A 12871-nucleotide genomic window follows, 5' to 3' on the forward strand; every position below is an offset into this window, starting at 1 on the left:
GTTACGGTACGATGATCAGCGGACCACTGGTCGCACCGGTTGCCCGCCACTGCGGAACATACATTGACTCCACCTGCGGAGCGGGAACCTGATAAGTGCCTGGCGTGACCGCGCGCGCCAGGTAAACCAGCGTGACCCACTCTCCTGCGTTTACCGGTACCGCTGCAACAAATCGGTCATCACGAAACTCCATATGCTGGATATCCACTTGTTGCATGCGATTAAGCAGATCCTGCACTTCACTGCCGCTATCTTGCAGACTGGCGCTGCTATCGGCGAGGTTCTGGTTTTCCAGTTCCAGCCCGGCGGGCAGTAAATCAACCACCAGTGCATCCGGTACGTTCTGGCTGGCGTTCACGTCGAGACGCACCAGCACCAGTTCACCGCTTTTCAGTGACGAAAGTGATTTACTGCGGCCATCGGTTCCGAGGAACATACGCTCAATTTTTAATACCTTCCCGGACGGCGCGGGTGCCTGCTCCGGATAACCTGTACTGTCGAGACGCAACCATAGCGGTGTGCTGCCGCTATTGGTAACCTGCAATGCCCCCAGTTGATCGGCACTGAGATTACGGCTTTGCGGGCGATCGCCACTGAGCCCCGCGGCATCCAGAGAGGTTTGTGCCTGCCACGCGCCAGTGGCGTTTTGCAGGTTACGCCCGGCCATAAATAGCGCATTGCTCTCCTGTGTCGACAACCAGCGCTGACCGTAAGCCTGCTCGGCGAGCGTCGCCAGCAGACGCGGCTGCTCCTGTGCCAGCAGGTTGTTCTCTTCCAGCAGCGCCAGGATCAATGCGTTATCACGCAGTTCGCTGCCGTAATCCGCCAGCCAGAGCCCGGACTGCAGGCGAGATGTTTTCAGCCCCAGCGCTAACGCTTGTTCGCTGCGCTGCGCATCGCCCATCAGTTTCAGCGCCGCACCCAGCTGCATCAGCGGCAGCGCCGCTTTAGCCTGCTCATGACGTTGCCAGATTTCACGCAGTGCGCCTAACGGTGCTTTCTGCTGGCGCGCCAGCACCAGACCGGCATAGCTTTGTACCGCGAACTTGGTTGCCGGAACGTCATCGCTATAGCGAATGGACATAGCCGCCGGATCCTGCAAATAACGCAGCAGGCGATTATTGGCGTTGTTCAGTGCGTCCATAGGCACGCTGTACCCTTGCGCAGAGGCGCTTACCAGGAAGTCGGTGACGTAGGCCGTCAACCAGTACTCCTCCGGCCCGCTCTTATCCCACAACGCGAAACCGCCATCTTCGCGCTGCATCTGCAGCAGGCGGGAGATACCCAAATCCACCGCCGCGCGGCGCTGCTCATCGCTGTCGCCTTTGATCCCCAGCGCTTTCAACTGCGCGGCATTGGTATAAAGCGACGGGAACAACCCGCTGGTGGTCTGTTCAAGACAGCCGTACGGATAAGCACGCAGCTCTTCGATGTAGCGCGCCAGATTCAGCGGCGGCTTGCCGCTAAGCAGTAAGCGACCTTGCAAGGTCACCGGTGAAATATTGGCAAGATGCTGCCCAGGCGTATGCCAGCTCTCACCCGGATTGAGCATCACACCGCTATTGACAGTCTGTGCCGCGAACGGGGGACGCACACCGATTTTCCACTGCTTTTGCTGCGGTGCGAACGTTTCACCCGGTAAGGTCAGGCCACTGATTTGCGCACTAATCTCGCCATCGCCAAATCCCTCCAGCGCACGCACCGGAATAAACAGCGTGGTGCGCTCGCCGGCAGAGAGCTTAACCGGCTCCGGTTGACCGCTTTCCAGTCCCAACAGGCCGCTCGCCGTCAGCGCGACAGTGAGCGTTTGCGGTTGATCGGTCAGGTTAGTCAGATCCAGCGTCAGGCGCGAGGTATCGCCACTGCCAAGGAAGCGGGGGGTATTGAGATCGGCAATCACTGGCGCGGCCACAATCACTTTGCTTTCGGTGCTACCAAAGTCTTCCGCCGTCCAGGCTTGAGCCATTACGCGCAGCTCGCCGTTGAAATCGCCAATCGGCAAGCTCACCGTCCCTTCACCATTTTCATCAAGCGTTACCGGCTGTGCCTGCTGAGCAATAATGGTGACATGGTTGACCGGCGGTTTGCCGCCACGGTTAAGCTCGTCGCCATCGCCGCCAAAGCGCAGCGCCGCCAGACGTCCCTGCCCTTCAATCACCTGACCATAAATATCGTAAATATCCGCACCGTAACGTTTCTGGCCGAAAAAGCCCTGCCACGGATCCGGCGTCACATAATCGGTAATGTTCAGCACGCCGCTGTCCACAGCAGAAAGCAGCACGTTAACCTGTTTTGGCGTGGCGCCGTTTTTCACCGCCGCTTTGACTTTCACCGTCAGCGGTTGATTAGGACGCATTTTTTGCGGCGCACTGAGCGTCACTTCAAGGCGACGGTTCTCATCGCCCATCGGGAGATGCAGTAAACCTACCGCGCGTTTTGGCGTGGCGGATTTCGATTTATCGCCAGGGCGCACCACCAGCGTGCTGATATAGAGATCGTGGCGCTGCCACTTCTGATCGACAGGAATACTCAGATCAACGCCCTCTGCCGGCACATCGATCTCTTTCCACCACAGCGGACCTTCACTGGATTCGATCATTGCATAGCCCTTACCAGCGGCAGGCGCGGTGACGTGCAATTTGATGGTATCGCCCGGTTTGTAGGCCGGTTTATCCAGTTTCATCGTCACCCGATCCGGCCTTGCCGCACCGGCGCCATCGGTGTTGTCCTGCCAGCTGTAACCGGCCCAGAAGCGCACGCTACTGATGGTGTCATCCGGCCCTTTCACTTCCAGACGATAGGATCCCCAGTCCACCGGGAAACTGACTTTTCCGGTTTCATCTGCCTTGAGCGTCAGGCTTTGTTCGCCCTCGACCAGATCTTTCTGGTCGAATTGTGATTGCCAGCCTTCGCTTTCCGACCAGTTCCAGAAGTAGTCGCGGCGTTCACGAATCAAGCGCACCTGCAAATCGCTGACCGCTTTTTTCGCGCCACTGGCATCGCTATAGACGATGTCAAAAGCGGCATTGCTGCCCTCATCAACTATCGGCTGGTTCACGGTGGTGTCAGTGCGATAGTCATATACGGCTTTGGAGGCAAATTGCGGACGAATGCCCGGTAGCGCTTGCGCGGGCCAGATAGCCTGTTCTGCGCGGCGTGTCACCGGGCGACCGCCAGACTCCAGCAGGCTGGCTTGTAAAATCACCTGCAATGGTGAGTGCGAATCCTGCCACTGGCTCGACGTGGTGATTTCGCCCTGCCCTTGTTTATCCAGCGTCAGATGCACTTCGTCCAGGCTACGGCTTAGATTCTCTTCGGCAATATCGCCAAACTGGAAGCCCGGCAGTGCGGGAACGGCTTCGCGCAGCGGGCGCAGGAACAGCTGGCCTTGCAGACTGTTCCCACTGGCCGGCGCGCCATACAGATAGTGACCATCAATGTTAAACACCACATCTGCGGCGGGCTCAACAGGCTCTGGCTGCGGCGTAATGTTCAGCGCCATGCGCTCTGGCATGAAATCTTCAACGTGGAAACCCCACTCACGGGAAAGGTTATCCCCGGTGTTCGCTCGGATATGCCACATACCGGTTTGCGCGCTGGCTTCCAGCGGGTAAGTAAACTGGTACAGCCCGTTTTGCGGCTGGCTGACCACCGTGCGGATCACCTGCCCGTCCGGTTTTACCACCTCAAGTTTTACCGGCTGCTCTGCCAGTGGCTTGCCGTCGCTGTCGCGCAACAGGCCATTAAGGATCACCGTTTCACCCGGGCGGTAGAGATCGCGCGGGCCAAACATAAAAAACTGTTTGCTGTAGCCAGGATCGCCTGCGATGGCGAACTCGGCGAGATCCAGCGCCGGTAATTTCAGATCCAGCAGCGTGGTTTCACCCGCTTTGCGCGCGAGGATCAACGCCGCTTCTTTATCGGTGCTGAGCGTGGCATGACCATCGCTATCGCTGGTGGCCTGCGCCAGGGTTTGCCCTTTCTCGTTCAGCAACATCACTTCAATGCCGGAGAGCGCAGCGCCGTTTTCCAGCCCCTGGGTGAAGATATCCAGCCGGTTGTGGTAACGGTGCGCAGAAAGGCCAATGTTACTGAGGGTGAACAGGGTCGCGGCATTGCTGTAGTTGTAATGCCCGGCCTGGTTCATCACCGCGATGTAAACGCCGGTTTGCTGTAACGGCTGAATACCGCCCAGTGGCAACAGCAGTTTTTCACGCGTGTTGCGGGTTGGGTTGAGATCAAAACGGCCGGTATAAACCAGGTCGGCCATTTTCAGTAGCGTTTCCGATTCCCAGTTCGACAACGAACTGCGGTACTCCCACTGGCTGATAAACGCGGCCAGCGATTCCGGTTTCACGCGGTAAAAATTGACGTCAACGTTGTCCACGTTCAGCGCCATCACCGGCAGCCCGTCCACTACTTTGCCTGGCAGCAGCGAACCACGGCTGGCGAAACCGACGCTCGGTTGCACATCGCGGGTGGTGATTGTTTTTTCGTAATCGCTACCGAACGTAGCCTTGTTAAGCGCCAGCAACCCTTTATCGACCGATACCAGCAGCTCGCGGTTCGGTTCGAGATGGCGCAGGCGCAACTCTTTCAGGTTAGGCGCCAGCTCCCAGGCACCATCCACTTTGCCACTTTTTTTATCCACCAGATGCACGGCGGAAGCAAAGTTCTGGTCTGGATCCAGCGGCACCGAGAAGGTCAGCACCAACGTTGCTGCGCCGTCAAGCTGCACTTCTGAGGCATCCAGCAGCGTTAACGGTTTGCCTTCGCTGCGTGCGGCAAGCTCAGCAAGCTTTGCTTTATCCTGCGGGATCGCCGCCGGTGTTTTTTGCTCTGGCGCAGGCGCAGCCTTCGATTCGGGAGCACTGGCGGCCTTAGGCTTATCGTTATCATCGCAGCCCGCGAGCGTAAAGGTGGTGACGAGCGCAAGAGTCAGCGCCGCAAGACGTAGCGGTTTCATTCGTTATCCCTGGTTAAGTAACCTGTTGAAAGAGGCTCACACATTATTATGCGCAACCGTGACAATTACAAAAGCGCCGATGAATTCTGGAAAGCGCCTCGCAAAGCGCACTTAACGTTCTTCACCCTCGCTGTTAAGCCGATCACAGCCCGTAATGTAACATGTTACCTTATGAGTCATTTGTTTTTAAAACAATAAGATAGCTGGATATTTCTTACCACTGGCTGCTAACGTTAAGCGGTCTGTGCACCTTTGTGCGCGGTTCTAATAAGAGAGAACATTATGTCCAGAGCCGTGAATGCCCTACAAAATTTTGGTAAGTCCCTCTTTGGTCCGGTGCTCATTTTGCCCATCGTCGGTTTGTTTATTGCCTTCGGAAATATCTTTGGCAACGGCAACCTGGCCGAATATTTACCTTTTCTTGGTCATCCGTTTATTCAAAACGTCGGCCAGCTCATTGCCAAATCCGCCGTCTCCGTGCTGGCTAACCTGGCACTGGTGTTTGCTGTCGGCATCCCGGTCGGGCTGGCTTCGCGGGATAAAGGCTATGCCGCGTTAATTGGTCTGGTGACGTTTATTGTTTTCATCAACGCCATGAATGTCACTCTGCAGATGCAGGGTGCGCTGGCCCCGGCTGCGCAGATGAAAGCCGCCGGGCAAAGCATGGTGCTGGGCGTGCAGGTGCTGGAGATGGGCGTTTTCGCCGGCATACTCACCGGCGCGCTGTCGGGCTATCTGTACGATAAATATTCCGGCGTACAGTTTTCCGGCGCGATGGCGATTTACTCCGGCCACTGTTTTGTCGCCATTATTATGCTGCCGGTATCCATCGTGCTCGGCGTGGTGATGAGTGAGTTATGGCCCTTTGCCCAGCACGGCATCAGCACGCTGGCGCTGGCGATCAAAGGTGCCGGACCATTTGGTGTGGCGGTGTACGGTTTTCTGGAGCGCATTCTGGTGCCGACCGGGCTGCATCACCTGGTTTACACACCGTTTCTGTACACGGAGTTAGGTGGTACGGCAGATGTTTGCGGCAGCACCTACCAGGGCGCACGCAATATCTATTTCGCGGAAATGGCCTGCCCGAGCGTTACACAATTAAGCAGCACGGCAGTGTGGGATGCACGCGGCATTAGTAAAATGTTCGGCCTGCCCGCCGCCGCGCTGGCGATGTATGTCACCGCGAAACCGGAACGCAAAGCCGCAGCAAAAGCCATTTTGATCCCCGCAGCGCTCACCTCGTTGCTGGTGGGTGTGACCGAACCGATTGAGTTCTCGTTCCTGTTTGTCGCGCCGCTGCTGTTTGTGGTTCACGCCGTACTGACCGGCATTGGCATGATGCTGTTTTCCCTGTTTGGCGTTCACGCCATCGGCGCGAATGGCATTATCGATTTCATTCTCTACAACCTGCCGCTCGGCACCGTGAAATCCAACTGGCCGATGTACATCCTCGTCGGGCTCATCATGTTCGCCCTCTACTTCGTTATCTTCCGCTTCCTGATTTTGCGCTTCGATATGAAAACGCCAGGGCGTGAGGATGACAGCGAAGAGACGCGCCTTTACAGCAAGCAGGATTACCAGGCAAAAGGCAATAACGACGCGGTTGGCGAAGCGATTATCGAAGGGCTGGGCGGGCGCGCCAATATTGAAGTGGTGGATAACTGCTACACCCGCCTGCGCGTCACGGTGAAAGACACTGCGGTAATTAATGAGCCGCAGCTAAAAGCGACAGGCGCGAAAGGCGTGATTAAACAAGGTAATAACGTTCAGGTGGTCTACGGGCTGCATGTCAAAAAAATGCGAGAAGCGGTTGAGATGTTTCTCTAAAGGAGTCCAGAAATGATTAAACCCCCGTTTATTTTATCGATCGCCGGTGGCGGCAGCACCTACACCCCGGGCATTGTCAAAAGCCTGATGGTGAGACTGGAAGATTTTCCGCTGGCGGAAATCCGCCTTTACGATATCGATGAAACCCGGCAAAACACCATAGCGCCGGTGGTGGAAAAAGTGATCCGTGACCACAGCCAGAGCATCAAATTTACCGTCACCAGTGATGCGGAAACGGCGTTTCGCGGCGCACATTTTGTCTTCGCGCAGATGCGCGTCGGGCAGTACAAAATGCGCGAGCAGGATGAAAAGATCCCGCTGCGCCACGGCGTGGTGGGTCAGGAAACCTGCGGCCCTGGCGGGCTGGCTTACGGGCTGCGTACCATTTTGCCAATGGTAGAACTGATAGATCTGGTGGAACGTTACGCCGATAAAAGCGCCTGGATCGTTAACTACTCGAACCCGGCAGCGATTGTCGCCGAAGGGGTGCGCCGTCTGCGTCCCGACGCGCGCGTGCTGAATATTTGTGATATGCCGGTGGCGGCAATGCGCAATATGGGCGCGATCCTCGGCGTTGATCGCCACAAACTGGAGGTGGATTACTTCGGTCTGAATCACTTTGGCTGGTTTACCAAAGTGCGGGTCGATGGTGAAGACAGGCTGCCGGAGCTGCGCGAGCACGTCGCCCGTTTTGGCCTGTTAACTGAAGATGCCGCGCAAACCGATCCGCAACACTCGGATCCGTCGTGGGTGAAAACCTGGCGCAACATCAAGCCGATTATGGATCACTTCCCGGAATTTTTGCCGAACCCCTATTTGCAGTATTACCTGATGCCAAACGACATCGTTGCGCATCAAAACGCTGATTACACCCGAGCCAATGAAGTGATGGACGGGCGCGAGAAAAAACTGTTTGCCGCCGCGGCGGAATATCAGCGCACCGGCATTCTGCCGGATGCGTTCCATGTTGGCGTACACGGCGCGTTTATCGTCGATGTCGCTTGTTCGCTGGCTTTTGACCTGCGCCAGCGTCACCTGGTGATTGTGGAAAACAAAGGGGCGATTGCTAACCTGCCCTACGATGCGATGGTGGAAGTCCCGGCTTATATCACCAGTGAAGGGCCGGAGCCAGTGCGGATGGGCGCGGTGCCGCTGTTTCATCAGACCTTGTTGATGCAACAACTGGCGTCGGAACAACTGCTGGTAGAAGCCACTATTGAAGGCAGTTACGAGAAAGCGCTACAGGCATTTACCCTCAACCGCACCGTACCGACCATGCAGCACGCGAAAGCGATTCTTGATGAGATGATTGAAGCCAACCGTGACTACTGGCCAGCGCTGCAAAAAGCATGGGAAAACGGCAAACCAGCATAAAAATAACGAGGTCGCTCGCGGCGTTAGCGAAGTCGGCTTGTCGGGTCATGAAAAAACGTTAACAATTCAGGTTACTGTTGATGACACGGAGACAACCATGTCCACCTCGTTTTTTGTCGCGGCCGACTGGCTGATAGAGCACAGCGATGATCCCGAAATCCAGCTGATTGATGCGCGGATGGCGCCAGTGGGTCAGGAGCATCGCGACATGAGAGCGGAATACCGCGCCGGGCACCTTCCCGGTGCGGTCTTTTTTGATATCGAAGCCCTTTCCGATCACACCACGCCGCTGCCGCATATGCTGACGCGCCCGGAAGCGTTCGCCGTGGCGATGCGCGAACTGGGCATCAGCCAGGATAAACATCTGGTGGTGTATGACGAAGGCAATCTCTTCTCTGCCCCGCGCGCCTGGTGGATGTTACGTAATCACGGCGTGGAAAATGTCTCGATTCTGGCCGGTGGGCTGGCAGGCTGGCAGCGCGATGCCCTGCCGCTGCAAAAAGGCGACGTGCCGCTACCGGAGTCCGACTTCAATGCCAATTTCGATCCTCACGTAGTGAAAAAACTGACCGACGTGCTGCTGGCGAGCCACGAAGGCACGGCACAAATTGTCGATGCCCGCCCTGCTCCGCGTTTTAATGGCGAAGTGGATGAACCGCGCGCGGGCCTGAAGCGCGGCCATATCCCCGGCGCGCTGAATGTACCGTGGGTCGATTTAGTCGTTGAAGGTGAACTGAAAACTACCGATGAGCTGGCGGCGATTTTCCGCCGTCAGGGTGTGGATCTGCACAAACCGATCATCGCCAGCTGCGGCTCCGGCGTGACGGCATCGGTGGTGATCCTTGCACTGGAAACGCTTGGTGCAAGTAACGTGACGCTGTATGACGGCTCCTGGAGTGAATGGGGCGCGCGCGACGATTTACCCATCGAAACGGCGTAAATGGACAACCGACTGGCACCACTGCTGACGCGCGGGGAGTCGCTGACCCGCGCGGAATATCGTGTTCTTGCGCATCTGACGGAACACCCGTTGCTGGTGGGGAACATCACGGTACGCGAACTGGCGCAGGCGATGTTTGTCTCCACCGCCACCATTATTCGCCTGTGCCAGAAGCTCGGTTTCAGTGGCTATAGCGAGTTTATCTGGCACTGCAAACAGCGGCTGGCAGACACGCCGCACATTACCGGGCCACACAGTGAACCCGCCGAGCTACCCGCCGCTTTCGCGCAGTTTATGGCGAATTATCAGCGCACGTTTCAGTGGGTGAGCGCGGAAAAACGGCAGCATTTTGCCGCCCTGCTGCATGAGCAGGAGAGCTTTTTTCTGTATGGTGCCGGGTTTTCCTATCTGTTTGCTGAGTATCTGACCAAGAAATTGCAGGTGCTGGGCAAGACGGCGTTTATTTCCGGGCCGGGCGACAGCCGGAATATCTTTCTCAGTAACGCGGCGCGCTACCAGGTGTTTATTGCTGTCTCCCGTAGCGGTGAAACGGAACAAGTGCTGGATAAAGCGCGTATTGCGCGCACGGTCGGTATGACGGTGGTGGCATTTACCCGCGCGTCGGTAAACCCGCTGGCGGAGATGGCGGATATCCATTTCGCGCTGTACGACGAAGCGGTGCATTTTGCCGCTGAAGCCGCCGGGATCACCTCGTTCGAGTCGAATCTGGTGCTGCTGATGGATCTGTTGCTGCTGGAAGCGACGCAATAAGGCTTGCCGCAATGCGGCAAGCATCAGCAAATGCGCGCATTACGAATGGCTCAGTTCACGCCGCGCCCAGGCCGCCTGAATGTATTCATGAAGCGCGACATACAGCTCCTCAATCGGCATTTTTTCCCGCTGTGCACCTTTCAACACCCCGCCGGGCAGACTTATCACCACTTTGCGCTTCTTCGGATCAACAACAAAATTGCGGAACAAACGCCCCACGGTGCAGGTAGGTGGCTGATAACCCTCCCGCCAGTAGAGATCGATAAATACCCACTCATTAACGCTACGAATATCAATGTTTTCAATCTCCGCCAGCAACAGCGGCGCGCTGAGCTGATAGCTTTCGATGCCTTGTGCCGTCAGTGTGAACAGCGGCTGGCGCACGCGCGTATACATCGTCCAGCTTCCCAGCCCAAAGATCAGCCCGCCAACGGCCAGCCCAAAAATTATCTTCTCCATTGAGGGATTGGCGGTGGCGTTCCACTGGATGCTCAGCGTGAGGACTAAACCGGCACCGGCAACACAGAGCACCGCCAGCACCAGGAACAGCCAGAAATTTTTCTTACGCAGCGAGACAACGACGCTTTCCGTGGAGTGTGCTGCCAGATTCTCTAATTCGGCCTGATAAGCGTCATGATGTGCTTCCACATTGCTCGCCATGCCAGCGGTTAACGCGGCTGATAAAGCCGAAGCATCACGGAATAAACTGCGCATCCACTGGTAATCCGCCTCATCCGCCGGGCGCGACGCCCTGGCCAGCAGCGTTTCATCCAGCGGCACATTCAGTTGCTCGATACGCACGCGCGTCGGCGGGTGGCTGTCTGTTGGATGCGCCAGTTCCTGCTCAAGCGAGGCGGCAACATCAAAACGCCCGCCCTCACGCAGCGAAGCAAACAGGCTGTGCACCAGATCGTGCGTCTCAAGTTTGCGATTAAAGAACAGCTCCATCGGCGCGTTAAAGCGTTCATTGAGCGCAGAGAAACGCAGGAGCGAGGCCGCCAGCGCCTGCGGCGAACTGGTACGCGCGCCCGCAGCGTCCGCCGCCAGTTCGCGTACGCGGCTCCAGCCATTGACCGTTTCATGGAACTGACGGTAAAACCAGAGGCCGAGATGAATAGTCGGGTTGAGCGCCAGCCGCTCAAGCCAGCCGCTGCTCGCCACATCGCGATAAAAGTAGTCGAGACTGTTTTCCATACCGGCATACAACCCGGCAAAATGCAGGGTGTAGACGGTGTCATTACCGGAAAAATGTCCCAGCTCATGACCAATCACGGCAGCCACTTCGTCTTTATTCATAAACGCGGCGTAGCTGAGCGGGAAATAGAGCGTGTTACCGGTTAAACGCGCGCCATTTTCAATTTGCACCGGGCTTGCGGTGACGTAAAAACCCTCAAATAAACCGACAACAATATTATCCGGCACAATAGCCTGCCCGCGCTGGGCTAATTCTCTGACCCAGCGCCACAGTTCCGGCGCGTCGGCTTCAGAAACAGCTGCACCATGAACCTGCATATCTTGTGGCTCAAACAGCGCAAAGCAGCGTTTTAGTAAGAACAGGCTTTTCAGCACCATAAATACCAGCGAACCAATGATCAGCAAAACAAATATCACCAGTTTGATATTAAAGGCGCTCGCCCTGCCGAGCGTGTAGATCCAGCACACTTCATATAACAGTACGCAGACCAGCGCGAAACCAATCGACGCCATTACGCCAACCATAATAAATGGCAGTAACTTGCGACAAAGGGTAAACGCGGCAATGAGCTTTTCCGCAGATATACGGGCTTTCCGTACGCTTAAAATACAGAGAATTACCGCGCTGGTACTGGCAATCAAGCCCAACAGGGAAAACAACATACCGGCTTTGGCGAGGATCTGGCGCGACATATCGGCAAATACGCTGTGACCGACAAAACCATATTGCGTGACCTGATAAACATCCACTTCGTTAATACGGATATTCTGCCAGCAGGCGTAGAAGAAAAGAATTAACGGTACGCCGAAGCAGTACAGCAGGCTTTTTTTGTCCATAAAAAGTAACCGTAAAGAAACGTAAAAACGAACCGTATCACAGGTATGGGATTAATACATAATTTATGAAATTTACAGAGAAAGCCGTACGACGTTATTAATGAAAGGCTAATAATTCACTTTTTTAAATAATAGAAGGCGGTACATAACATACCGCCTGGTAATTAAATAATGCGATTTTGCTTAAAGTCGCGCAGGAAACTTCCCCAGCGTCGTTCGTAGAAAGGGGTAATATGCGCCATCATAAAATGGCTAATTCCTTTTTCACCTTCAACGACCTGGCAAATATCCACCGGCTCATCACCGGGGAGCGTATCGGTCGCCACACTGCCCGCCGCGTGAATAATCTCTTCAATATCACCATCAGCCTCAATACCAATCAGCAGATTGGGCTGCTCATCAGCTTTCTCTTTGATTGAGCAGAGAAACGCGCGCTTCACGGTTTTGATGCTTTTAAACAGCGTGGTCAGCGAATCCACCATTTGCGCGGGCGGTTCAGCCACGTCGGAAAGCAGCAGCGCCGTGCCGCCCTCCAGCACTTCCTGCTGGCTTAGAGGGCTGCCCTCTTCGCCCACCAGGTGGCTGATTTCTCGCGGCGTGAACTCTTTGCCGGTCGGCAACCTGGCATTGAGGAACAGCGTCTCGCCGAGCGTCATTTCAAACAGCGTACGCGCGGGCATCACCACAAACGCCTGCTCCTCTTCCACCGCCTGTTGCAGCGCTTCGAGCGAGGTAAAAAACGGGATCACGGAAGAGCCGTCATCTTTTTCCCAGTGCTGCAAATCGAGCGCGCTGTCTTCAACAATGGCTTCACCTTCCGCCGCCGTGCCTGGCACCCAAACCGTGGATTCCAGCAGCGTGCGGAAAAATGCCGGACGATACGCAGGCTCAGTCGCGGCCTGTTCCAGCAGGGTTTCTAATTCGTTTTTGCTTTCTGACATAGTGGTTCCAGAGAGTTTCCT

7 protein-coding genes are annotated in these 12871 nt (G+C 56.0%); 4 read left to right on the top strand and 3 right to left on the bottom strand.

Annotated features, from left to right (window positions below; all coding sequences use genetic code 11):
* Position 1: 1 nt before the first annotated feature.
* Positions 2-4966: an alpha-2-macroglobulin gene (locus DFO56_RS14905; protein ID WP_045510420.1), complete on the bottom strand. Its 4965-nt coding sequence runs from the start codon at positions 4964-4966 to the stop codon at positions 2-4.
* A gap of 282 nt (positions 4967-5248) precedes the next feature.
* Here DFO56_RS14905 and DFO56_RS14910 point away from each other — a divergent pair, with 282 nt between their 5' ends.
* The 4 genes from DFO56_RS14910 (at position 5249) to DFO56_RS14925 (ending at position 9878) form a co-directional block, all read left to right on the top strand.
* The gene (locus DFO56_RS14910; protein ID WP_045510423.1) at positions 5249-6793 is read left to right on the top strand and encodes a PTS transporter subunit EIIC; all 1545 of its coding nucleotides are present in this window, start codon (positions 5249-5251) and stop codon (positions 6791-6793) included.
* Between the two features lie 12 nt (positions 6794-6805).
* Complete coding sequence (locus DFO56_RS14915) at positions 6806-8167, top strand: 6-phospho-alpha-glucosidase (RefSeq protein ID WP_020454719.1); 1362 nt, start codon at positions 6806-6808, stop codon at positions 8165-8167.
* Positions 8168-8264: 97 nt separating this feature from the next.
* Positions 8265-9107 carry a 3-mercaptopyruvate sulfurtransferase gene (sseA, locus tag DFO56_RS14920; RefSeq protein ID WP_045510426.1) on the top strand — a complete coding sequence of 281 codons (843 nt, stop codon included), beginning with the start codon at positions 8265-8267 and terminating at the stop codon, positions 9105-9107.
* Positions 9108-9878, top strand: a complete 771-nt coding sequence (locus DFO56_RS14925; protein WP_045510429.1) for a MurR/RpiR family transcriptional regulator — start codon at positions 9108-9110, stop codon at positions 9876-9878.
* A 39-nt stretch (positions 9879-9917) separates the two neighbouring features.
* Here DFO56_RS14925 and DFO56_RS14930 read toward each other — a convergent pair whose 3' ends face one another.
* Together DFO56_RS14930 and sseB are read right to left on the bottom strand one after the other, a co-directional pair.
* Positions 9918-11909, bottom strand: coding sequence for a M48 family metallopeptidase (locus DFO56_RS14930; protein ID WP_045510433.1), 1992 nt, complete (start codon positions 11907-11909; stop codon positions 9918-9920).
* Between the two features lie 164 nt (positions 11910-12073).
* Positions 12074-12850 (bottom strand): enhanced serine sensitivity protein SseB, encoded by a 777-nt coding sequence (gene sseB / locus DFO56_RS14935; RefSeq protein ID WP_045510436.1) that lies wholly within the window; start codon positions 12848-12850, stop codon positions 12074-12076.
* Between the last annotated feature and the right edge of the window lie 21 nt (positions 12851-12871).

The organism is Kosakonia sp. AG348 (assembly GCF_003337365.1).
Classification (GTDB): domain Bacteria; phylum Pseudomonadota; class Gammaproteobacteria; order Enterobacterales; family Enterobacteriaceae; genus Kosakonia.

Excerpts from the sequence above, each read along its gene's own strand:
- DFO56_RS14910 (WP_045510423.1), top strand. The coding sequence starts at position 5,249 with ATGTCCAGAGCCGTGAATGCCCTACAAAATTTTGGTAAGTCCCTCTTT.
- DFO56_RS14930 (WP_045510433.1), bottom strand. The coding sequence starts at position 11,909 with ATGGACAAAAAAAGCCTGCTGTACTGCTTCGGCGTACCGTTAATTCTT.
- DFO56_RS14925 (WP_045510429.1), top strand. The coding sequence starts at position 9,108 with ATGGACAACCGACTGGCACCACTGCTGACGCGCGGGGAGTCGCTGACC.
- sseB (WP_045510436.1), bottom strand. The coding sequence starts at position 12,850 with ATGTCAGAAAGCAAAAACGAATTAGAAACCCTGCTGGAACAGGCCGCG.
- sseA (WP_045510426.1), top strand. The coding sequence starts at position 8,265 with ATGTCCACCTCGTTTTTTGTCGCGGCCGACTGGCTGATAGAGCACAGC.
- DFO56_RS14905 (WP_045510420.1), bottom strand. The coding sequence starts at position 4,966 with ATGAAACCGCTACGTCTTGCGGCGCTGACTCTTGCGCTCGTCACCACC.
- DFO56_RS14915 (WP_020454719.1), top strand. The coding sequence starts at position 6,806 with ATGATTAAACCCCCGTTTATTTTATCGATCGCCGGTGGCGGCAGCACC.